This is a genomic window from Pseudomonas sp. LD120, from assembly GCF_009861525.1.
Taxonomy (GTDB): domain Bacteria; phylum Pseudomonadota; class Gammaproteobacteria; order Pseudomonadales; family Pseudomonadaceae; genus Aquipseudomonas.
Genome location: NZ_WVHL01000005.1, coordinates 1,275,967 through 1,296,240, shown reverse-complemented (window position 1 = coordinate 1,296,240; position 20,274 = coordinate 1,275,967). Strand labels below are relative to the sequence as shown.

The window sequence follows — 20,274 nt, the reverse complement described above, 5'->3', positions numbered from 1 at the left end:
TTCCTGAAAATCGGGGGGAGGGAGTATTTCTCTCGTAGAAGTCGGCCGGCCGGCGCAGCGATACGCCTGCTACACCGCGTTGCGCGGATCGCCGGCACGCCGACTCCTACGGATCGACGTAATTCTAGGGGGCGACCGTTACGGCGATAAGCCAGGATTCCTGTGAATCTTTGTTACCGTAAACGCGATAATCCCTTGGTCGCCTATCCAAGCCCCCGTAACTTCGTGTCACAATTTGCCATCTCCCTAGAGAGCACCCCATGGACACCTTGCAAAACATGCGCGCCTTCTGTTGTGTCGCCGAAGCCGGCAGTTTCACCGCCGCCGCGGTGCAACTGGATACCACCACGGCCAACGTCTCACGCGCAGTCTCCAACCTTGAGGCTCACCTGCAAACCCGCCTGCTCAACCGCACCACCCGACGCATCGCCCTGACCGAAGCCGGCAAGCGCTACCTGCTGCGCTGCGAACAGATCCTGGCCTACGTCGAAGAAGCCGAGGCCGAGGCCAGCGACGCCCATGCCCGCCCCGCCGGGCAATTGAAAGTGCACACCATGACCGGCATCGGCCAGCACTTCGTGATCGACGCCATCGCCCGCTACCGCAAGTCGCACCCGGACGTGACCTTCGACCTGACCATGGCCAACCGCCTGCCGGACCTGTTGGACGAGGGTTACGACGTGTCCATCGTGCTGGCCAGCGAACTGCCGGATTCGGGCTTCGTCTCCCAGCGCCTGGGAATTACCTACAGCATCGTCTGCGCCTCGCCGGCCTATGTGAAAGCCAATGGCTGCGCGCAAAAGCCCAGCGACCTGCTGAACCACGCTTGCCTGCGCCTGGTGAGCCCGGTGATTCCGCTGGAAAAATGGCTGTTCGATGGCCCGGAAGGCCAGGAGATGGTCACCATTAACAACTCACCATTCCTGGTGAACTCCGCCGATGCCATGAAGACCGCGATCATCAGCGGCATGGGTGTTGGCGTGTTGCCGGTGTACGCGGCCATCGAAGGCCTGCGCAACGGCACCCTGGTGCGGGTCATGCCCCAGTACCGCTCCCAGGAACTGAACCTGTACGCCATCTACCCATCGCGCCAGTACCTGGACGCCAAGATCAAGACCTGGGTCGAGTACCTGCGCGGCTCACTGCCGGAGATCCTCGCCGCGCACCAGGCGGAACTGGCGGCCTATGAACTGAGCGGCGCGCGCCTGGCCACCTGACCGCAGACGCGCTGCGCCCCAACCACCGCCCCCCCCCCGTAGGCGCCGGCTTGCCGGCGAACAGGCCCGCCAGCCCTGCGCAAGCCCCGACACCGCGTTCGCTGGCAAGCCAGCTCCATGATGTCCGGTCTCCCACCAGCGACGGCCTCGCCTTAAGCCAGCCTGCCGGCGAACAGGCCCGCACGTCTGGCGCAAACCTGGATGCCGCGTTCGCTGGCAAGCCAGCTCACACGCCAGCGCCTGTGCCAGCCTGGTGCGGGGCGCTTTGGCGGCGGCGGCAAAAATGTTAGCTTGCTTGGCACTCACACCCGCCCGACGAGTCTTCCCGCGATGAAAAAGACGGTACTAGCCTTCAGCCGCATCACCCCCGAGATGACCGAACGCCTGCAACAGGACTTCGAGGTCATCGTTCCCAACCCCAAGCTGGGGGACATTGCTGCGCAGTTCAATCAAGCCCTGCCCCACGCCCACGGCCTGATCGGCGTCGGCCGCAAGCTGGGACGCGCGCAACTGGAAAACGCCGCACGGCTGGAAGTGGTGTCGAGTGTCTCGGTGGGTTACGACAACTACGACCTGGCCTATTTCAACGAGCGCGGGCTGATGCTCACCAACACCCCGGACGTGCTCACCGAAAGCACCGCCGACCTGGCCTTCGCCCTGCTCATGGGCAGCGCCCGCCGCGTTGCCGAGCTGGACGCCTGGACCAAGGCCGGACAATGGCAGGCCAGCGTCGGCCCGGCGCTGTTCGGCTGCGATGTGCACGGCAAGACCCTGGGGATCGTCGGCCTGGGCAACATCGGCGCGGCCATCGCCCGGCGTGGACGTCTGGGGTTCGGCATGCCGATCCTGTACAGCGGCAACAGCCGCAAGCTGGCGTTGGAGCAGGAGCTGGGCGCGCAGTGGCGCAGCCTCGATCAACTGCTGGCCGAAGCCGATTTCGTCTGCCTGGTGGTGCCGTTGAGCGAGCAGACCCGGCACCTGATCAGCCACCGCGAACTGGCGTTGATGAAGCCCAGCGCGATCCTGGTGAACATTTCCCGCGGCCCGGTGGTGGATGAACCGGCGCTGATCGACGCCTTGCAGCAGGGCCAGATCCGTGGCGCCGGCCTGGATGTGTACGAGAAAGAGCCACTGGCCGAATCGCCACTGTTCCAACTGAAAAATGCGCTGACCCTGCCGCACATTGGCTCGGCCACCCATGAAACCCGCGACGCCATGGCCGAACGCGCCATGGGCAACCTGCGCAGCGCCCTTTTGGGCGAACGCCCGCAGGATCTGGTCAACCCGCAGGTGTGGAAGGGCTGATACAGCCTGCACACCTGTTCACCTGTTTTCCTGTAGCCGCTGCCGAGCCTGGCACAGCCTTGGGTTTGCGGAACACCAGGACGTTGCCCAGCATCACCAGCACCAGTCCGGTCAAGGCCGGGGCGGTCCATTGATAGCCTTCGACCACCGCCGAGACATTCAGCGCCACCACCGGAAACAGCACGGTGCAATAGGCCGCCCGCTCCGGCCCCATGCGCCCCACCAGGGTCAGGTAGGCGGTAAAACCGATCACCGAACCCGGTATCACCAGGTACAGCAACGAGCCGATGTAGCGGGTGGTCCACTCCACGTCGAAGGCAATGCCCTGGGCCAGGCAGTACACCGCCAGCATCGTCGCGCCGTAGGCCATGCCCCAGGCATTGGTGGTCAGCGGCTTGAGCCCGGCTTTCTGCTGCAGGCTGGAGAGCATGTTGCCCGCCGAAAAACACAGGGTGCCGAGCAGGGCCAAGCCCAGGCCCAGCAGGGTTTGCGGGCTGGCGCTGTGGCCTGCCAGTTCGGGCCAGAACAGCAATCCCAGCCCCAGCAGCCCCAGGCCGCCGCCCAGCAGCACGTTGCGGGCGATCTTCTGGCCAAAGAACACCCGCGCATTCAGGGCGTTCCACAAGGTCGCGGTGGAAAACACCACGGCCACCAGCCCGCTGGGAATCCACTGGCTGGCGTGCAAAAAGCACATGAAATTGATGCAGAACAGGCACAGGCCCTGGGCCAGGCAGATCAGGTGGCCACGGCGGTTCATCGGCTGCAGCTTGCGGCTGAGCAGCAGCAGGGCGAACAGCACCAGGGCCGCCAGGGCGAAGCGATAGACGATGGACACTGGAATCGCCACCCACCCCAGTTGCAGTTTCAGGGCAATCCAGGTGGTGCCCCAGATCAGCACGGTCAACAGGTACAGCGATAGGTTCATGGCACGACTCCTCGGTAAGGAGCGCAGTGTCGAGCCCAGCCGACCTGGGAGGCTTGCATAAACTTGCGCTTTTTATCAGCCCCGGGCTGGCGGCGAACCGGCGAGGGAGTAGCATGCAAACGACCGGAAACCGGACCCCTTAGCGATTCGAACAGCATGCCCGCACTCAATACCCTGCAAGTCTTCCAAGCCCTGAGCCGCTCGCCCAATGCTCGCCTGGAGCACAGCGCCGAGCTCGATGACGGCTTGTCCGCCGCCTTGTGGAGCAACCATCACGACGCCCAGGAATATGAGGCGCCCGGCCATCACACCCTGTCGTGCTATGTGGCCGGCGGCACCGGCACCTTTCGCCGCGACCAACCGGGGAGCAAAGGCGGCCCCGGCAAATTGTGCGTCCTCCCTGCCGAGCACCAGTCAGCTTGGGTGATCAATGGCAATATCCGCCTGGCCCATGTGTATTTCAGCCCGCAGCAGTTCGCCCTGGGCTGCGTCACCCTGCTGGACCGCGAGCCCCGGGCGCTGCAACTGCGCGAGAGCACTTTTCTCGACGATCCCGAGCAGACCCGGCGCTTTGCGCAGTTGATCCGCCTGAACTGGGACGAGCCCGGCGAGCGCCTGCTGACCAGCAGCCTGGCCCACGAGATGCTCAGTCATGCCTTGCTCAATCATGTGGGCCTGCGCCAGGGTGCCCGGTTCAAGGGCGGGTTGGCCGCACACCAGCGGCGCCTGCTGGTGGACTACATCGACAGCCAATTGGAGGCCCCCCTGAGCCTGGGCCAACTGGCGGGGCTGTGTGCGCTCTCCGAATACCACTTCGCGCGCATGTTCCGCGAAAGCTTCGGCCTGCCGCCCCACCAATACGTACTGGCGCGACGCTTGGCCCGAGCCCGGCATCTGTTGCGTCACAGCGCCCTGCCCTTGGGGGAAATCGCCCTGGCCAGCGGTTTTTCCAGCGCCAGCCACTTCACCAACCGTTTCCGCCAGGCCCTGGGGGGCAGCCCTGGCGCTTACCGTCAGGCCTTTGCCGGTTAGGCTGCCGGTCGCCAGGGCACTGAGCTCTTGCCTCAGAACTCCAGGGTGCTGGACAGCGACACCTGGCGCGCATCGCCCATGGACACGAAGAACTTGCTGGCCGACGAGGTGTAGTAGGTCTTGTCGAACAGGTTCTTCACGTTGAGTTGGAGCTTGACCTTCTGCCCTTCGACCTGGGTGTCGTAGCTGGCGAAGGCGTCGGCGACGGTGTAACCCGGCAAGTCGAAGCTGTTGGGCGCATCACCGGCACGCTGGCCAACATAACGGGCCCCGGCGCCCACCCGCAGGCGATCACCGCCGATCAGGCTGCCAAAATCGTAGACCGCCGACAGCGAGCCACTGTTCTTGGCCACGTTCTGCAATTGCTTGCCTTGGTACTGAGTGTCCTTGGTCACTTCGGCATCGGTGTAGGCGTAACTGCCGATCAGGCTCCACTGCTCAGTAAGCTGCCCGGTCAGGTCCAGTTCCAGGCCCCGGGAGCGCACCTGCCCGGCGACGCTGGTCACGGTTTCGCTGGCCGTGGCGGTGGACACCAGCACATTGCGCTTGGTGATATCGAACAGCGCCGCGCTGGCAGTGATGCCCCCGGGGATGTCCAGCTTGGCCCCCAGTTCCCAGGACTTGGCCTCTTCCGGGGCGATGGAACCGTCGAGCACCGCGGTGCCACCGGCCAGGTCAGCGATGCTGGAGTTGGGCTTGAACGACTCGGTGTAACTGCCGTAGAGCGATAACTGATCGGTGTAGCGATACACCAGCCCGACACGCGGGACGAATGTCTGCCCGTTGCTGTTGGTATTGACCCGGAACGGGCGGCCCTTGCCGGCGTACTGGTCGTACGTCTGGAAACGCCCGCCACCCACCAGAATCCACTGGTCGGTGAGGTGGATGGCGTCCTGGAAAAACAGCGAGTCGCTGCGCAACAGATCGGTCTGAGCGCTGTCCTTGGCACTGACCGTGGTTCCCGCCACTTCCCGGCCATAGACCGGGTTCAGGTAGTTAAAGGTGGTCAGGCTTTTCTGCCGGATCAGGTCGGCGCGGTAGATCTTGCGGTACTCGTCGTCCAGGCCGAACACCAGGTCGTGCTGCATCCCACCCCACTGCACCGTGCCTTCCAGGCTGACGGTGGCATAGCGGTCGGTGGTCAGGGCACCCTGAGTGCCGTCCATGGCGCGGGTCAGGGTGCCGTTGTCATTCACCTTGGTCAGACGCACCTGGCTGGCATCGTAGGTTTCGCGGTTCCAGCTGTAGCCGAAGTGGGCTTTCCAGTCGTCGCTGAGCTCATGGTCGACCTCGATGCGATACAGGTCCGAGCGCCCTTGCATGTTATTGAACGGCTCGTCCAGGCGCCGGGTGGCAGGGATGTTCAACGGATGATTGGTCTTGGGATCGATGGCCGTCCCCCGGTCAAACGGGGTGAGGAACTCGCGGTGTTCGTAGGCCAGCAGCACCTTGGTGCGCTCGCCATACCAGGCCAGGGACGGCGCCACCAGGGATTGGCGGAGGGTGCCGAAGTTGCGCCAGTAATCTTCGTCTTCATGGTCGACGATCAGTCGGTAGGCCAATCCGGAATCACCGAGCGGCCCGGTGGTGTCGAGACTGCCGCCGCTGCCGTTCCTGCCCGAGCCGTAGCTCGAGCCGCGCACGCTCAAGGCAGTGGCCTGTTGCAGTTGCGGCTTCTTGCTGACGATGTTGACCACCCCGCCCGGGTCCTGAATGCCATACAGCAGCGATGACGGCCCCTTGAGCACTTCCACTCGATCTGCGGTGACGCTTAACGCTCGTCCCTGTACCACCGGCATGCTGTCGCGCATGATCGAGCCATTGCGGTTACCGCCAAACCCCCGCAGCAGCACCGCATCCTGAGTACCGCCCAGGGTGTTGGTCTGGGTGATGCCGCTGACATTGGCCAGGACGTCGTCCAGGTTACGCGGGGTCTGGTCGCGCAGCACCTGGGCCGGGACCACGTTGATGATCTGCGGGATTTCCTGGTTCAGCGCCTGAGAGCGGGCCACCGAGGTGCTGGCCGGCGGTTGGTAGCGGGTGCTGTCGTCCGCCCCCGGGGCGGTGATGCTGGTGGTGCCCAGGGTCAGTTCGCCCGCGTTCGGCACGGGCTCCAGAACCAGGGTGTGGGCATCGCTGTGCCGGTAGGTGAACCCGGAATGGCCCAACAGTCGCTGCAAGGCCTGTTCAGCACTGAACGGGCCGCTGACAGCCGGCGCCTTGAGGCGGTAGGGCGCCGGGTCGGTGTAGACCACGCTGATCCCGGTGACCCGGGTGAAGTCGCTGAGGGCCTGAGGCAACGGCTGGGCCGCAATGGCAAAGTTGAACAGCGCGCGGTGTTGCTCAACACCGTCCTGAGCCGCCTGCACCACACTCAAGGGCAGCAGCGCCCACCCCGACACCACCAGCGCCGAAGCACCGAACCAGCGTTTGACCGAACCGTTTGCCACCGAATGTGCCCTGGACTTCATGCTTGAGACTCGTGTGTAAAAGCGTCGTGAATGCGAATTAGTCGCAGTTTCAAGCACTACACGAACGTCGAGCGCAAAGACCTCACCTGTTTTTTGAAAATAATTGCGCAACCGTGAAAACGCCCAATCTCGTTCATGCCTGACGGTGTACAAGACGCCCCCGCGCAGGCGTGATCGGTCCACGCGCAACACGTACCTCAGCGCAGAACGATGAGCCGCCCCAGCACATGGTGCTGCTCAAAGCCCAGGGCCGCCTGCAAAGCATCGAGCACCGCCTGCGGGTCCTTGCTGGGAAAACGGCCACTGACCCGCCGCGCCGCCAGCTCGTCACTGAGCAGCACAATGCGCCCGGGGAAATAGCGCCGCAGGTCTGCGACCACGTCGGCCAGGGGCGCGTGATAGTAGTTCAGCCAGCCTTGGCGCCAGGCCAGTTGCGCCTCGCTGTCGACACTGTGGCGTTGCTGCGCGTCGCCATTGCCATAGGCCATTTGTTCACCGGCGCCGAGCACCTGTTGCGGAGCGTCCTGGGCCGCCGTGACCCCGACGCGCCCGGACAACACCGTGACTTGGGCACCATCGGTTTGCAGACGCACTTCGAACTGAGTGCCCAACACCCGCGCCTCGCCCTGCCCTGCCGCCACCACGAAGGGCTGGGCGTGGTGGCTCACGTGGAAAAACCCCGCCCCGCGTCGCAGTTGTACATGCCGCTCGCCATGACTGAAGTCCACGGCAATGGCACTGTCGGCGTCCAGAGTCACCTGGCTCTGGTCGGCGAGGGTCACCGTGCGCACCTGCCCCGGCGCCGAGACATAATCGGCTCCCAGGTCTTCAACCCAACGTCCTGGTTGCCAGCCGGCACCCAGCGCGACCGCCAGCAGCATACTGGCCGCCAGTGCCAGACCGGTCGACCAGCGCCGTCGGGTCCGCAGCTTGGACCGGTCCATGGCGTGCAACAGCCCTTGCAGGGCAATGGCGTCTTCAGCGGCCAGGGTACGCGCCGGTTGCTCGCTCAACTCCCACACCACCTGAGCCTGCGCATAGGCTTGGACATGGGCCGGATCGGCCTGCAGCCATTGACTGAAGGTGGCCTGATCACCACTGCTGGGTTGATCATGCAGCAAGCTGAGCCAGGCCAGGGCAGCCTGTTCCTGGGCGGGCGTGGGCGTGACGCTGGAGCGCTGGTTCACGGGGCAATCCTTGGCGGACCCGGGGTCGAGGACTCCCGCAGGCTGGCCTTGCAGGCGTCGAGGGCGCGCATCATATGTTTCTCCACCGCGCTTTGCGACAGCCCCATGGCCTGGGCGATTTCGGCGTATTTACGCCCGTGAATACGGTTGAGCAGGAAAATCTGCCGGGTACGCTCCGGTAGGCCACGCAAGGCAGCCTCCACATGCCGCAGATCATTGCCGGCTTCCAGCGCCGCCTGAGGCTCGATGCTGCGGTTGTCTTGCTGCTCCGGCAACCAGCCTTCGCTGACCCGAACCCGCGCGCCTTCGCTGCGCAGATGATCGATAGCGATATTGCCGGCACAGCGCAGCAGGTAGGTGCTGAGTTCTTCGACCTGCACCAGCGGCCGGCGCCAGAAGCGCAGGAACAGGTCCTGCACCAGATCCGCGGCGGTGGCCCGGCAACCGACCCGGCGACTGACCAGGGCTTCCATCTGCGAACGCTGGGACAGGAACACCTGAAGGAAATGCGCGCGACTGCCCTGTGGGTCAGCGTGATCCCGCTCAGAAGGCTCCGGTGGCAGGGTGCTCATCATCGTCCGCTCGCTCAGCAATGGGCCAGGGCGACGAGCGGGCTGGCCAGCAGGCTGACCCCCGCCATCGACAGCACCCAACGCGGTCGATACGGCAACAGCAGCACCAGCAGCAAGGCGCTGCACATCAGCAGCGCACACCATTGCACCAGCCCAAGGCTCCAGCCGGTATCGAGTACCGCCGCCGCCAGCGACAGGCCGAGCAGCAACCAGCCGCCCAGACGCAGGCCGTGACGGCGCACGGTCGAAGGCTTATGCCCGAGCAGTTCCGCGTGATGCCGGTCCAGTGACAGGCACAGGCCGGTGAAACCGGCATAACACAGCAACAGCGCCAGGAGCATTCAATTCACCTCGGTTTCAGCGGCCAACGGGCGTTGTCGGGGCGGACGCGGCTTGGCGCCGGCCGGCACAATCGCGGCACGCTGCAGCTTGCGCGCCGCCCAGGCGAGGAACAGGCCGCTGCACAGGCACGCCAAATCGAAACCGGCGATGCTCCAGTCGCCGCGGACCATGAAGCCATCCGTGAGGCTTGGGCTGGTGAGGACACTCAGCACCGGCACACCGGCAAACAGCACGGCCCCCAAGCCCAGTTGTTCAATCCAGGCACGACGGCCGGGGCGGACGCAGGCGTGCAACAGGCTCAAGCCCCAGGCCCAGAAGAAGCTGTTGACCTCCCAGTCGGCGCGCTCGGCGAAAGCCGCCGGCAACAAGCGGTTGCTCCAGAAGAATGCCGCCACTGCCAGCACCAGCCCAGCCATGCTGGCGATGTTCAAGATTTCCACCAGGCGCAGCTCGAACGGCTGCACGGCACACTTGGCATGCTTGAGCTGGCGCTTGCCGAGCCAGATCACCAGCCCGGTGCCAATCATCGCGGTGCTCGCCAGCCCGCAGACGAAGTACAGCCAGCGCAGCAGCGGCCCGGCGAACAGCCCCATGTGCAAGCCATAGAAACTGCCGCTGATGGCCTTGGGCAGGGATTGTTCCGGGCTGACCTGCAACAGTTGGCCGTTGACCCCGTTGAACGACAGGGTGCTGCCCGCGTCGCGCACCACCCGGTCGGCGCTGTGGCGCATGACGTTCACCGAAGCGTTGGCATCCCCCGGGTGGTTGATCACCAGCCGCTGCACCCGCCCCCCCGGCCAATGTTCCAGGGCCTGTTTGAGCAGTGGATCGAGAGCGGTCAGGGGCGCCGCCTGACCGGCCGCCGGGGTGCTGTTGCTGGCCGGTCGCAGGTCCTTGAAGTAGGCATTGCTGTCGCCCTTGTAGGCCACCAGGATGCTCGCCGGCATAACCATGGACATGAAGATCACCAGGCTGCTGTAGGTGATCATCAAATGGAACGGCAGCACCAGCACGCCTACCGCGTTGTGCCCGTCGAGCCAGGTGCGCTGGCCCTTGCGCGGGCGGAAGGTGAAGAAGTCCTTGAAGATTTTCTTGTGGGTGATGATGCCGCTGATCAGCGCCACGAACATCACCATGGCCGCCATCGTCGACAGCCAGCGGCCCCAGGGATAGGGCATTTGCAGTTGGAAGTGGAAGCGGTAGAAGAACTCGCCGCCACGGGTATCGCGCACGTGCAGTTCGCTGCCGGTGCCGGGGTCCAGGAGCTTTTCCGTGAACACGCCACGTTCGCCGGGGGCGCTCGGCGCCTGCCAGGCCACCGCCAGCAGCGGCTGGCGCGGGTCCGGCAGGTCGATGAACCAGCGCTGGGCACCCTGGCCGTGCTGTTCCAGGTAGCGCTGGGCCAGATCCAGACTGACGTCGGCATTCAGGGCGCGGGCCGGCGCCTCGGGCTGCATCCAGTGGGTGATTTCCGCCTTGAAGTAGGACAGGGTGCCGGTGAAGAAAATCGCGAACAGCAACCAGCCCAGCAGCAGCCCACCCCAGGTGTGCAGCCAGGCCATGGACTGACGCAAGCCCTCCTTCATGACCAGACCGCCCGGTAGACACTGCCGCTCACCAGTGCCAGCACCAGGCTCGGCAGCAATACGCCGGCCCAGGCCTGCCAGGCACTGCGACAGGCAAAGCACCAGAGCACCGCCAGCAGGTAGAACACAAAGGACAGGAGCATCCCGCTGAGCACGGCATCGACTCTGGGGCCGGGCAGCAGCAGGGTCAGGCAGACACTGGACAGCGCCGCCAGCAGATAGCCCCCCAGGAGTGCGGCACAGACCCGCGAGGCAACCGCCAGACGATAGGAAGCGGGGAGCCCGCCGGCCTTGCTTTTCATGTTTGGACCTGGAAACGAGGGGAAGAAGCCCGGGATGCCATACAAGCGCCCGGAGCCAACAGGCGCACGATAATAATGATAAATATTCTCATATGCAAAAAGCGCAGGGAAAGCCACGCGCTGGTGGTGATGCGAGCTGATTGCCGAATGCCAGGTAGCGACACCACATTACGAACAATTCTTGTTCTCTTGTGCGCCCTGTGGGTGCAGGAGCGTCCCGCTTGTCCCATTGCGCTACCGTCGAAGGTCTCTACCAGGCTCATCACAGCTGGCTGAACAGCTGGTTGCGGGGTCGGCTCAGCTGCCCCCACAGCGCCGATGCCCACCGCGTGGCCAGCGGGGTCAAACCGGAAAAGGCCCGCGCCTGGGAACTGGGCACCCGCTATGACGATGGCACCCTGCGGGCGGAGATCGGCGCGTTCCTGATCAACTTCGACAACCAGTACGACAGTCACCAGACCAACGACACGGTGATCCCCCGGGACGAAACCCGGCATCAGGGCATCGAAAGCAGCATCAACTACGCCCTGGACGGCATTGATCCGGCGCTGGCCGGTTTCAATGTCTACACCACCTATGCCTACGTCGATGCCAGCATGCGTGAGGATGGTCCGAACAAGGGCAACCGCCTGCCCTTCTCTTCCAAGCACAAGGGCACCCTGGGGGGGAGCTACACCGTAGGTCCGTGGACGCTCAATCTCGACAGCAGCTACCCGAGCAGCCAATTCGCCGACAACGCCAACACCTCAACGCACAGTGCCGATGGCAGCAACGGCGCATCCCCGGCTACAGGCTGTTCAGCACCCGCGCCGGCTACGACTTCGGCCCACGGCTGTCAGACCTCAACGTCGCGGTGGGGGTCAAGAACACCTTCAACCAGCAGTACTTCACCCGCTCCTTCGACAACAACAAAGGCAAATACGTGGGTGAGCCGCGCACCCTCTACGTACGGACGTCCGTGGCCTTCTGACGCTTCTCGACGAAGCTGATGCGACGCCCGGCACAGCCGCTCCAATGGCCACAACCACACGCCAACAACCGAGGTGCAAACCTGGCCGCACCGCGCGACACACGCCTGGCGCAAACAACTCCCTGGCTCCCTGAACGGGTTCATTGGCAAAAAAAAACGGGCCTGCAATGCAGGCCCGTTCGCGGGGGGGGGGTGGAGCAGCGCCGTCAGCTGTTGAGCGCGGCTTGTTGGTTCTCCAGGAATTCTTCTTCGAGCAGGGCGTCGGCCTCACTGCCATCGGTGCTGGGTTCAGCCGCCGCGCGTTTGCCGCGCAGTTTGCCAAACATGTGTTCCAGAGCACTTTCCATCTTGATGGTGGCGCCGTCGATGGCCTGCTCCAGCGTATCGGCCTTGTGGGTCACGGAAATGGGCTGGTGGCCTTTAGGACGGGCTTCCAGCTGACAGCGCATATCGTCTGGACCTGACTTGCCACCGTTCTCATCGCGCAGGTGGACCACTATTCGGGTCAGGTCTTCTTCGTAGCGTTCGAGCGTGCTTTCAACGGTGCTACGCACCCACTCCTCCAACCTAAGGCTGCTTTGAATATGGTTATCGCTATGGACTTGGATTTGCATAGTTCTTCCCTTATTTCAGCGTGCTCGTAAGAGGGTCAAGGCAATGCGTTGGAACCTGCATTTCGTGACCTCTTGATTACACAATTAGGCACCAAGACGAACATTTCAAGCCCTGAAAAAAGATAAATATTCCTACGCAAATAAAGCCGGACAAACTACAAAAGCACTGTTACTGTCGGGAGTTGGCTCGCTGAGTTCACCCCCTCTCAACCGTCCTGATGAGCGCTGTTGCCAGCCGCCCTTCCATCAGCGCCAAGCAAGGCAGCTTCCTGCTGTTGAACGGTCTTGCCGCACCGTCTGCGGTCATTTCTCGACGAACGCCCCGAAACAGACCGGCAACAGAAAAGCCCCCCCTGTGGTGCGCTTTTTTCTCCCCGAATTCATTGCTTGGCGCGATTCCCGGCATGTCCCTTGCTTTGTTCTGCCCTGAACAATACGGACATTGGCAACCCTGTGCGCACGACTGGCCGGTGGTCTGGAATCGCGAACTAAATCCGCCACCTGCCAGTCAATGACAGCACGATCCCATCAGGCGGTAACGCATCATGGACAACCCTTTTCAACTGATCACCGACACCTTCACCCCGGAGTACCAGGTCAACCTGAGCCTCCAGGGCCTGGACGGCTGCATCATGCTGACCCTGTCCCAGGCCGGCCGGGTGGTGGCCAAGCGCATGATCAGCGCCGCTCAACGCAATGACCCACAGCGCATCAAGCGCTTGGTGCAAAGCATTCAGTTCGGGATAGCCATCGAACAAGGGCACAGCGCCATGGCGATTCTCGAAGCCATGACCAACGGCGATCGCCTGCCGCTGCCGCCACCGACAGGCCAGCCACCTGCGCCCCAGGTCTTGCGCGTTTAAAGCTCGCCCTTTTCCACTTCCGGATGCTCGCCGGAGCCCGCGCCAACCTTGCGCTGCGGATGCTCGATCTTCACCGAGGGAAACTGCGACGAGGCGTAGCGCACCACCAGAATGGCGAAGGCCAGCAGCAGAATGCCGCCACACAGGTAAATGATCCCCAGGTCCGGCGGATTGTGGTGCGACACGTTGGAGATCAGCAATCGGGTCAGCGCGGTGATCGCCACGTAGATCAAAAAGCGCACCGGCATGTGGTTGGTCTTGAAGTAGATACCGACCATCGCCCCCAATTCCAGGTAGATGAACAGCAGCAGGATGTCATCGATCTTGATGTGCCCCGCCTCGATCATCTGCAAAAACTCCATCACCGCCGCCCAAGCGGTCACCGCACCGATGGCGAACAGCGCCAGGTAATGGAATGACTCGACAAACAGATTGCCCAGGGATTCGGCCAGTTGATGCACGTTCTGCCGCAGGTTCTCGGCCCAATTGATTTTCACGATGGTACTTCCTTAGGTCAGTTCGACCGGATGATGCGGATTGGACGTGACGGTTGTTCTGCATGCAGAAAAAAGGCCAGAAGCCCGTCAGTGAGATGGAGACCGCCGTTACCGAGGCACGTCTGGCCCCTTGCTGGAGCCGGCTTATCGGCCAAGGGCAGCCAACTCCTGTAACGCCTTCGCCGGCAAGTCGGCTCTGTACGCGGGGGCGGGCGGAAAAAAAAACGGCGTCTACATTAAAAAGCCACTATCCAAGGGAAAAGGTTTCGCCTATTCTCTCGACCTGTATATAGATACAGTATTTATACAGACCCATTATCGTGAAGGCATGTGAGGTGGTGAATGGCCGTCGAAGTGGTATACCGCAGCAGCCGAGATCTGGAGCGCTTGTTCATGGATAAAGCCGAAGCTGACCGTCATGACAAAATGCTCGAACTGGCTGAAGTGCTGGCGCAAGTGTTGCAAAAAGCCGTGCCGTCGTTGAGCGAGCAGCAGGTGGAAGAAGCCGGGATCTACATGGCGAAAAATCGCGATGTTTTCGCCAAGGCGTTCAAGAGCCAGCCGGATGCGTTGTCCGAGTTGCTCAACGTCCCCGCGCCCGTGCTGGAAGCGGTCGAAGCGCAGCAACCTGCCGAAGCCGAGGCGCCGACCAAACCGGCGAAAGCGGCCAAGGCAGCGAAATAGGCTTTACGCGAATTGAATAAGCTCTGTGTCCATGGCACAGGGCTTTTTTCATGTTTGCCGATCAAGGAGTGCCCGTGATGCAGCCGCCGGTCAAACGACTGCCGCGCCTTTCGGCTCGGGCAAATCGATCAGGTTGCGACGCAATATCGCAGTGATCTTGCCCATGAAAATCACGGGCAAATCGGTCGCGCCTCCATACAGGTCGACCATTCCAACCTCAACCGCGCTGTCGACGATACTGGAGAACGCCTCGATATCTTCAGGCGCTATCAAAGCAACAAGGCTTTGTGGCCAATCATCCCGTCGACCATTCAATGCCAGTTGCGCTCCGGCCCTGTCCCAGGCCAGTAAACGATCTTTTTCCGGATAGTTCTCAAGGTGCTTGAGCAAGTCATCTAAAGCAGGATGAGCAATACCTTTGCTCAGGCAGTAAGCCTCCAGGCACGCCGCAGCGTACAACTGCAGGTCCCTGACAGAACACCCGATCAATGGTTTGTCGGTATGGGCCTCGGTCATGGCGCAACCTCCCACACCCTGCAGCCTGGCGAGCAGTATCCGGACGCTATACCCATGGCTTCCAGGATTCTGTCTTCAAGTTCTTCAGATGCGTCATGCCTGAGCGACGCCAGATAGTTGTACACCGCCTGCGCGCCAAAGCCCCGATCCCGGTACCGCTCAAGAAGCTGGCGTATCGATTGAATATCCGCACCTTTGCGCAACAGCGAAGCCAACTGCTCATCCAGACCACTATCGAGCACTTGAGGCATCGTCGAATTCATTCCTTGTCGTTGGCCTTTGAGGGATCGGGCTCAGCGCGGCAACCTTTCCCGGGCCCTGATACTACAGAGGGCGAGCCAACGGGATAAGACACAGATACCTAGCGGTACAGCACCCGCTCCGCCAGTTCGTCCGCGACCCGCGCCGGAGAGCGTTTTTCCGCCTGGGCGTGGGCGAAGATCTCCGTCAGCCGCAGGCTGATCTTCGACAGGTGCGCGGTGATCACCGAAAGCTCCTCATTGCGATGCTTGAGGGACACATAGATCAGGCCACCCGAATTGATCACGTAGTCCGGCGCATAGAGAATCCCGCGCCGCTCCAGTTGATCGGCCACTTGCAGGTTGGTCAGTTGATTGTTGGCCGAACCGGCCACCGCCGCGCAGCGCAACTGGGCCACGCTGAGGCTGTTGAGCACGGCGCCAAGGCCGCAAGGGGCGAGAATGTCGCAAGGGGTGCTGAGCAACGAATCGTTGGCGACGGGATGCGCCCCGAGTTGCTCCATGGCCAACTGCACCTTGCCGGCATCGATGTCGCTGACCAGCAGTTCGGCCCCTGCGGCGTGCAGTTGCTCGGCCAGGGCAAAGCCGACGTTGCCCAGGCCCTGAATCGCCACTCGCAAACCCTCAAGGTTGTCGCTGCCCAGGCGAGCCATGGCAGTGCTGCGAATCCCGGCGAACACCCCCATGGCCGCGTGGGGGGCCGGGTCTCCGGCGGCGCTGGTACTAGTGACGTAACGGGTCTGCTGGGCGATGCAGTCCATGTCGGCCACCGAGGTGCCACTGTCGATAGCGGTTATATAGCGGCCGGCCAGTTGTTCGACACAGCGGCCAAAGGCTTCGAACAGGGCGGCGCGGCTTTCCACATGGGCCGGTCGAATGATCACCGCAGTGCCGCCCCCCTGAGGCAAGCCGGCCAGGGCCGCCTTGTAGCTCATGCCCTGGGCCAGACGCGCAGCGTCTTCCACCGCACTGGTGGTGTCGGGGTAGGCCAGATAACGGCAACCGCCCAAGGCTGGCCCCAGGCTGTTGTTATGGATGGCGATCACTGCCTTCAACCCGGTGCTCGGGTCGACGCTAAGGTGTAGCGATTCAAGGCGGGTGTTGTGCATGAGAGCGAACATCGACGGGCTCCCGAATCACTTTTCGTGTAGTCGCCATTATAGGCGCGCGCCCGGAATTTGCTGCACCGCGCAGGAATAAGCCGGATGGCCTTTCAGGCTTTGGGAAATAACCTGCTACCACGTATGTCTACACTGGACGAAGCTGCGCCGCGAGGATAAAACGAGGCATCCGTCGGAGGTTGAGATGAATCCGCGCCAAGCTTTTTTCACCTGCCTGCACCGCTCGCCGCCCGCCCTGCTGGAAGCGGCCCTGTGGATTGCCGCCGAACACGCACCGCAACTGGTCCCCGAACGCCAGTTGGAAGCCTTCAAGGAGATCCAACTGCAGATCGGCAACAGCCTGCCCTCTCTGCCGGCGAACGAACTGGGCCAGCCGCTGTTGCGCCGGATGAACGACCTGGGCTTCCAGCAGGACGAACACCTGCCCCTGCGCCCCCAGGCGGCGCTGATGGACAAGGTCCTGGAGTTGCGCCGTGGGCAGCCCCTGGCCCTGGCGCTGATTGCTCTGGAACTGGCCCACCGGCTACAGATTCCCCTGGTGGGCGTGAACTTCCCCGGGCACTTCCTGCTACGGGTGCCCGGCGCCGATCATTTGCTGGATCCCTGCGGCGGGCGCCGCTTGTACCCCAACGACTGCCGGGAATTGCTGCAACGCCAGTACGGCGCCCATATCAAGCTCAAGGCCGAGCACCTGGCCAGTGCCGAACCGCAGCAAATGTTCCAACGCCTGTCGCGCAACCTGCGCCAATTGCACCTGTCCTACGACGACAACCTCACGGCCCTGATCAATGCCGAACGCGTGCTGGAATTGGGTAACGGCAGCGCCGCCGACTACCTGGCCCGGGCCAGCCTCTATCAACGCCTGGAGTGCCCGAATGCCGAGCGCTTCGACCTGGAGCACGCCTTGCTGCTCAGCGACGACCCGATCCAGCGCCTGCGCCTGACCGAGCGCCTGGGGCATCTGCCGCCCAACACCGTCGTGCACTGAATCACCCGCCGCTCCCGCGCCTGCCGTGCAACAATCCCTGCCGCTTCCTCTCTGCTGCAAGGATGAAAAAGCATGAACAGCGCCGAACGCTTTCTCCAGGATTTCCACCAGCGGCGCCCCGGCACCACGCCGCCGGCCTTCGCCGGGTTGAGCCTGGCTGGACGCGGCTCCTCCTACGACATTCTGGCCGCCACCCTCGATCCTTTGCCGCCTGATGCACAGGTGCTGGACCTGGGCTGCGGCGATGGCTTCCTGCTCGAACAGCTGGCCCGGCGCTACCCCACGGCCCGGTTGCTCGGCGTCGACATGAGCGCGACCGAGCTACAGGCGGCGCACACCCGTCTGGCGGGCCGTGCTCTGCTGCTCAACGAGCGGGCGCAATCCCTTTCCCTGGCCAGCGCCAGCGTCGACGCGGTGCTTTCGCACCTGGCGCTGATGCTCATGAGCGATATCGAGCAGGTGCTGCAGGAGGTTCATCGAGTGCTGGTTCCTGGTGGCCGACTGTCGATGGTGGTCGGCCGGGAATTCCTCCTGGGGGAACTGGGCCAGCACTACCTGCACGCATTCCGCGCGGCGGCCCGGCGCGACGGCCTTGCGCCCCTGCCCCTGGTGGACCCTCGGGCACAGTCGCAGGAGGGCTGGCGACAACTGCTGGGCCGGCACTTCAAGTCACTGCACTTCGAGGCGCTGGACCTGCCCTGGACGCCCACCTTCGAGGCGCTCTGGGACGCCCTCGGCGACACCTATGACCTGGATCGCCTGACGCCAGCCAACCAGGCCCAGATAAAAAACCAACTGCACCACAGCACCCGGCACCTGCAACGCGCCGACGGCACCTTGCCAACCGGCTGGGGGCTGTGGCTGATCCAGGCCAGGGCCGCATGACAGCCGCGCAGGCGCTCTGACAGGATGGGCGGCTCACGCCAAGGAACGGAAACAGCATGCTTATCAGAAAAGCTCACAGCGGCGACGCGCAGCGAGTCTTCGACATTCGCAATCAGGCCATCAACCACCAGTGCGCGGGCCACTATCCCGAAGCGGACCTGGCGGTCTGGACCAGTGGCGAACTGTCGGACTACTTCATCGAGGTGGTGGCGAACACCGGCCATGTCGCGGTCGTCGACGACCAGGTGATCGCCAGCGGTTTGCTCGACCTGAAGAGTGGACAAGTCGACGCGGTGTTTGTCGATCCGGCCTACATGGGGCGCGGCATTGGCCGCCGGATGATGGCATACCTCGAAGAACAGGCGCTGCAGGCCGAGTTGCCGCACCTGATCCTGGATTCGACCTTGAACGCCGCCGACTTCTATCGCCATTGCGGTTTCGTCGGCGAGCGCGTCGCCCAGTACCAGTCACCTCGAGGCCTGACCCTGGCCTGCGTGCCGATGATCAAGCACCTGGCACGCTGAGCCTGTCCCTCTTCAGGACTTGAGCGGTGCCTGCCGCTCCACGGCGGCTCCCGCAGCCGCTCCTGCACCATCGGCATCGGACGGCGAACGCACCTGAATGATCAGCAACGCCGCGAGCACCGCCGGAATCGCGCAGAAGAAGAAAATCTGCTGCACCGGAATGTGCATCGCCAGCAACAGGCTGCCGAACAGCGGGCCGAGGATCGAACCAAAGCGCCCCACGCCCAAGGCCCAACCGGTGCCGGTAGCGCGCACCTGGGCCGGGTAGAAGTTGCTAGCGAAGGCGTTCAGGGTCAGCTGGCCGCCGATGATGCAAAAGCCCGCGGCAAACACGAACAGCACCAGGTAGAGCGGATTGTCGTGGTTCAGCCCCAGCAGCACGGTGCACAGCGCAGCCGCCGCGAGCACCACCGCCAGCAGGCGCACCTTGCGTTTCAGGCGGTCGGCGATCCAGGCCATGCCAATTGCGCCGAGGGTGCCGGCGAAGAGGAACATCGAGGTCACCAGGTTGGCCTGCTTGAGGGCCAGGCCGCTCTCCAGCAGCAACGTTGGCAGCCAACTGATCATGAAATACAGCAGGATCAGGCTGACGAAAAAGGTCGACCAGATCAGCAGGGTCGGCCGCGCATAGCCGTGGCGAAACAGTTCCAGCACCGTGAGCTTGCTGTCCGCCTGCGCGTCATCGCGACTCAGCTCGGCAGCCGGCGGTTGCCAGCCTGGGAGCATCTGCGCAGTGACTTTGCGCAGGCGCGCATAGGGCGGTGCGTCCCGCAGCAGACGTGGCAGGGATTCAGGCAGGCGCCAGAGCAAAAACGGAAACAGCAGCAACGGCGTGATGCCACCGGCGAGGAACACCGCCTCCCAGCCAAAGCGATCGATAAACCCGGCAGCGACAAAACCACCGGCGGCGCCCCCGAAGGAAAAACCGCAGGCCGCCAGGGTCACCATCAGGGTGCGCAGGCGCGGCGGCGAATACTCGGACATCAGCGCCATGGCGCTGGGCATCGCGCCGCCCATGCCAATGCCGCAGATAAATCGCGCGGCCATCAGGCTGTTGAGGGAATGGGTGAACACCATCAGCACCGTCAGAGTGGCGTAGATCAGCACGCAGCACAGCAAAATTCGCCGCACACCAAAACGGTCCGCCAGGGGCGTCACCGCCAGGGAGCCTAGGGTCAGGCCCAGCAGGTTGGCGCTGAATACCGGGCCGAAGGCGGCCTTTTCCAGGCCCCAGTCCTGAGCCAGGGCCGGCACCACATACCCCAGAACCTGGGCATCGTAGCCATCGGTGACCAACAGCAAGGCGAGAAGCAACAGGAGCAACCACTGGTAGCGGGACACCGGGCGGGCGTCGAGCGCAGCGCGAAAACTGGCAATCTGGTTTTGCATCACAAGGTACCTGTTCGGTTTTTT

20 protein-coding genes and 2 pseudogenes are annotated in these 20,274 nt (G+C 63.4%); 9 read left to right on the top strand and 13 right to left on the bottom strand.

Translation table 11 applies throughout. From position 1 onward, the window contains the following. The first annotated feature begins 260 nt into the window (after positions 1–260). Together PLD_RS20235 and PLD_RS20230 are read left to right on the top strand one after the other, a co-directional pair. Positions 261–1,217 (top strand): LysR family transcriptional regulator, encoded by a 957-nt coding sequence (locus PLD_RS20235; protein ID WP_159895828.1) that lies wholly within the window; start codon positions 261–263, stop codon positions 1,215–1,217. Positions 1,218–1,547: 330 nt separating this feature from the next. After that, complete coding sequence (locus tag PLD_RS20230; protein ID WP_159895826.1) at positions 1,548–2,522, top strand: D-glycerate dehydrogenase; 975 nt, start codon at positions 1,548–1,550, stop codon at positions 2,520–2,522. Here the strand turns inward: PLD_RS20230 and PLD_RS20225 are convergent. Continuing rightward, entirely contained in the window at positions 2,497–3,447 is a 951-nt protein-coding gene (locus tag PLD_RS20225) for a DMT family transporter (protein WP_159895824.1), read from the bottom strand. The genes PLD_RS20230 and PLD_RS20225 overlap by 26 nt on opposite strands. A 156-nt stretch (positions 3,448–3,603) precedes the next feature. On the opposite strand from PLD_RS20225, the gene PLD_RS20220 reads away from it, so the two are divergent. Continuing rightward, positions 3,604–4,479: a helix-turn-helix domain-containing protein gene (locus tag PLD_RS20220; RefSeq protein ID WP_159895822.1), complete on the top strand. Its 876-nt coding sequence runs from the start codon at positions 3,604–3,606 to the stop codon at positions 4,477–4,479. 32 nt (positions 4,480–4,511) lie between these two features. On the opposite strand, the gene PLD_RS20215 is transcribed toward PLD_RS20220, so the two are convergent. The 6 genes from PLD_RS20215 to PLD_RS20190 form a co-directional block, all read right to left on the bottom strand. Beyond that, a complete protein-coding gene (locus tag PLD_RS20215; protein ID WP_159895821.1) occupies positions 4,512–6,950 on the bottom strand; it encodes a TonB-dependent receptor in 2,439 nt (812 codons plus the stop codon). 197 nt (positions 6,951–7,147) lie between these two features. Continuing rightward, positions 7,148–8,137 (bottom strand): FecR family protein, encoded by a 990-nt coding sequence (locus PLD_RS20210; protein WP_159895819.1) that lies wholly within the window; start codon positions 8,135–8,137, stop codon positions 7,148–7,150. Further along, a complete protein-coding gene (locus tag PLD_RS20205) occupies positions 8,134–8,712 on the bottom strand; it encodes an RNA polymerase sigma factor (RefSeq protein WP_159895817.1) in 579 nt (192 codons plus the stop codon). The genes PLD_RS20210 and PLD_RS20205 overlap by 4 nt, the downstream gene beginning before the upstream one ends. Positions 8,713–8,723: 11 nt before the next feature. Then, entirely contained in the window at positions 8,724–9,050 is a 327-nt protein-coding gene (locus PLD_RS20200) for a DUF3325 domain-containing protein (RefSeq protein WP_159895815.1), read from the bottom strand. Continuing rightward, positions 9,051–10,637 carry a PepSY domain-containing protein gene (locus PLD_RS20195; protein WP_159895813.1) on the bottom strand — a complete coding sequence of 529 codons (1,587 nt, stop codon included), beginning with the start codon at positions 10,635–10,637 and terminating at the stop codon, positions 9,051–9,053. It abuts the gene before it with no gap. Further along, positions 10,634–10,939 (bottom strand): DUF3649 domain-containing protein, encoded by a 306-nt coding sequence (locus tag PLD_RS20190; protein WP_159895811.1) that lies wholly within the window; start codon positions 10,937–10,939, stop codon positions 10,634–10,636. Before PLD_RS20190 ends, PLD_RS20195 begins: the two co-directional genes overlap by 4 nt. A 326-nt stretch (positions 10,940–11,265) precedes the next feature. On the opposite strand from PLD_RS20190, the pseudogene PLD_RS20185 reads away from it, so the two are divergent. Continuing rightward, positions 11,266–11,909, top strand: a pseudogene (locus PLD_RS20185) (TonB-dependent receptor domain-containing protein); the annotation flags it as partial. A 206-nt stretch (positions 11,910–12,115) separates the two neighbouring features. Here PLD_RS20185 and PLD_RS20180 read toward each other — a convergent pair. Next, complete coding sequence (locus PLD_RS20180; RefSeq protein ID WP_159895809.1) at positions 12,116–12,523, bottom strand: HPF/RaiA family ribosome-associated protein; 408 nt, start codon at positions 12,521–12,523, stop codon at positions 12,116–12,118. Positions 12,524–13,068: 545 nt separating this feature from the next. On the opposite strand from PLD_RS20180, the gene PLD_RS20175 reads away from it, so the two are divergent. Next, positions 13,069–13,386, top strand: coding sequence for a DUF3509 domain-containing protein (locus PLD_RS20175; RefSeq protein ID WP_159895807.1), 318 nt, complete (start codon positions 13,069–13,071; stop codon positions 13,384–13,386). Here PLD_RS20175 and PLD_RS20170 read toward each other — a convergent pair. Then, complete coding sequence (locus PLD_RS20170; protein WP_159895805.1) at positions 13,383–13,883, bottom strand: phosphate-starvation-inducible protein PsiE; 501 nt, start codon at positions 13,881–13,883, stop codon at positions 13,383–13,385. The genes PLD_RS20175 and PLD_RS20170 overlap by 4 nt on opposite strands. A gap of 342 nt (positions 13,884–14,225) precedes the next feature. Here PLD_RS20170 and PLD_RS20165 point away from each other — a divergent pair. Beyond that, a pseudogene (locus PLD_RS20165) lies at positions 14,226–14,465 on the top strand (YebG family protein); the annotation flags it as partial. A gap of 192 nt (positions 14,466–14,657) precedes the next feature. Here PLD_RS20165 and PLD_RS20160 read toward each other — a convergent pair. The 3 genes from PLD_RS20160 to PLD_RS20150 all read right to left on the bottom strand — a co-directional run bounded on the left by PLD_RS20160 (position 14,658) and on the right by PLD_RS20150 (position 16,464). Then, entirely contained in the window at positions 14,658–15,083 is a 426-nt protein-coding gene (locus PLD_RS20160; RefSeq protein WP_159895801.1) for a hypothetical protein, read from the bottom strand. Then, on the bottom strand, positions 15,080–15,346 hold the full coding sequence (locus PLD_RS20155) for a hypothetical protein (protein ID WP_256674697.1): 267 nt from the start codon (positions 15,344–15,346) through the stop codon (positions 15,080–15,082). Before PLD_RS20155 ends, PLD_RS20160 begins: the two co-directional genes overlap by 4 nt. Positions 15,347–15,444: 98 nt before the next feature. Continuing rightward, positions 15,445–16,464 (bottom strand): Glu/Leu/Phe/Val dehydrogenase dimerization domain-containing protein, encoded by a 1,020-nt coding sequence (locus tag PLD_RS20150; protein WP_159895799.1) that lies wholly within the window; start codon positions 16,462–16,464, stop codon positions 15,445–15,447. 184 nt (positions 16,465–16,648) lie between these two features. On the opposite strand from PLD_RS20150, the gene PLD_RS20145 reads away from it, so the two are divergent. The 3 genes from PLD_RS20145 (at position 16,649) to PLD_RS20135 (ending at position 18,861) form a co-directional block, all read left to right on the top strand. Then, positions 16,649–17,452, top strand: a complete 804-nt coding sequence (locus tag PLD_RS20145; protein WP_159895797.1) for a SirB1 family protein — start codon at positions 16,649–16,651, stop codon at positions 17,450–17,452. A gap of 72 nt (positions 17,453–17,524) precedes the next feature. Then, complete coding sequence (locus PLD_RS20140; RefSeq protein WP_159895795.1) at positions 17,525–18,337, top strand: class I SAM-dependent methyltransferase; 813 nt, start codon at positions 17,525–17,527, stop codon at positions 18,335–18,337. A gap of 56 nt (positions 18,338–18,393) precedes the next feature. Beyond that, entirely contained in the window at positions 18,394–18,861 is a 468-nt protein-coding gene (locus PLD_RS20135; protein WP_159895793.1) for a GNAT family N-acetyltransferase, read from the top strand. Positions 18,862–18,873: 12 nt separating this feature from the next. Here PLD_RS20135 and PLD_RS20130 read toward each other — a convergent pair whose 3' ends face one another. Then, complete coding sequence (locus PLD_RS20130) at positions 18,874–20,250, bottom strand: aromatic acid/H+ symport family MFS transporter (protein WP_159895790.1); 1,377 nt, start codon at positions 20,248–20,250, stop codon at positions 18,874–18,876. Positions 20,251–20,274: the final 24 nt, after the last annotated feature.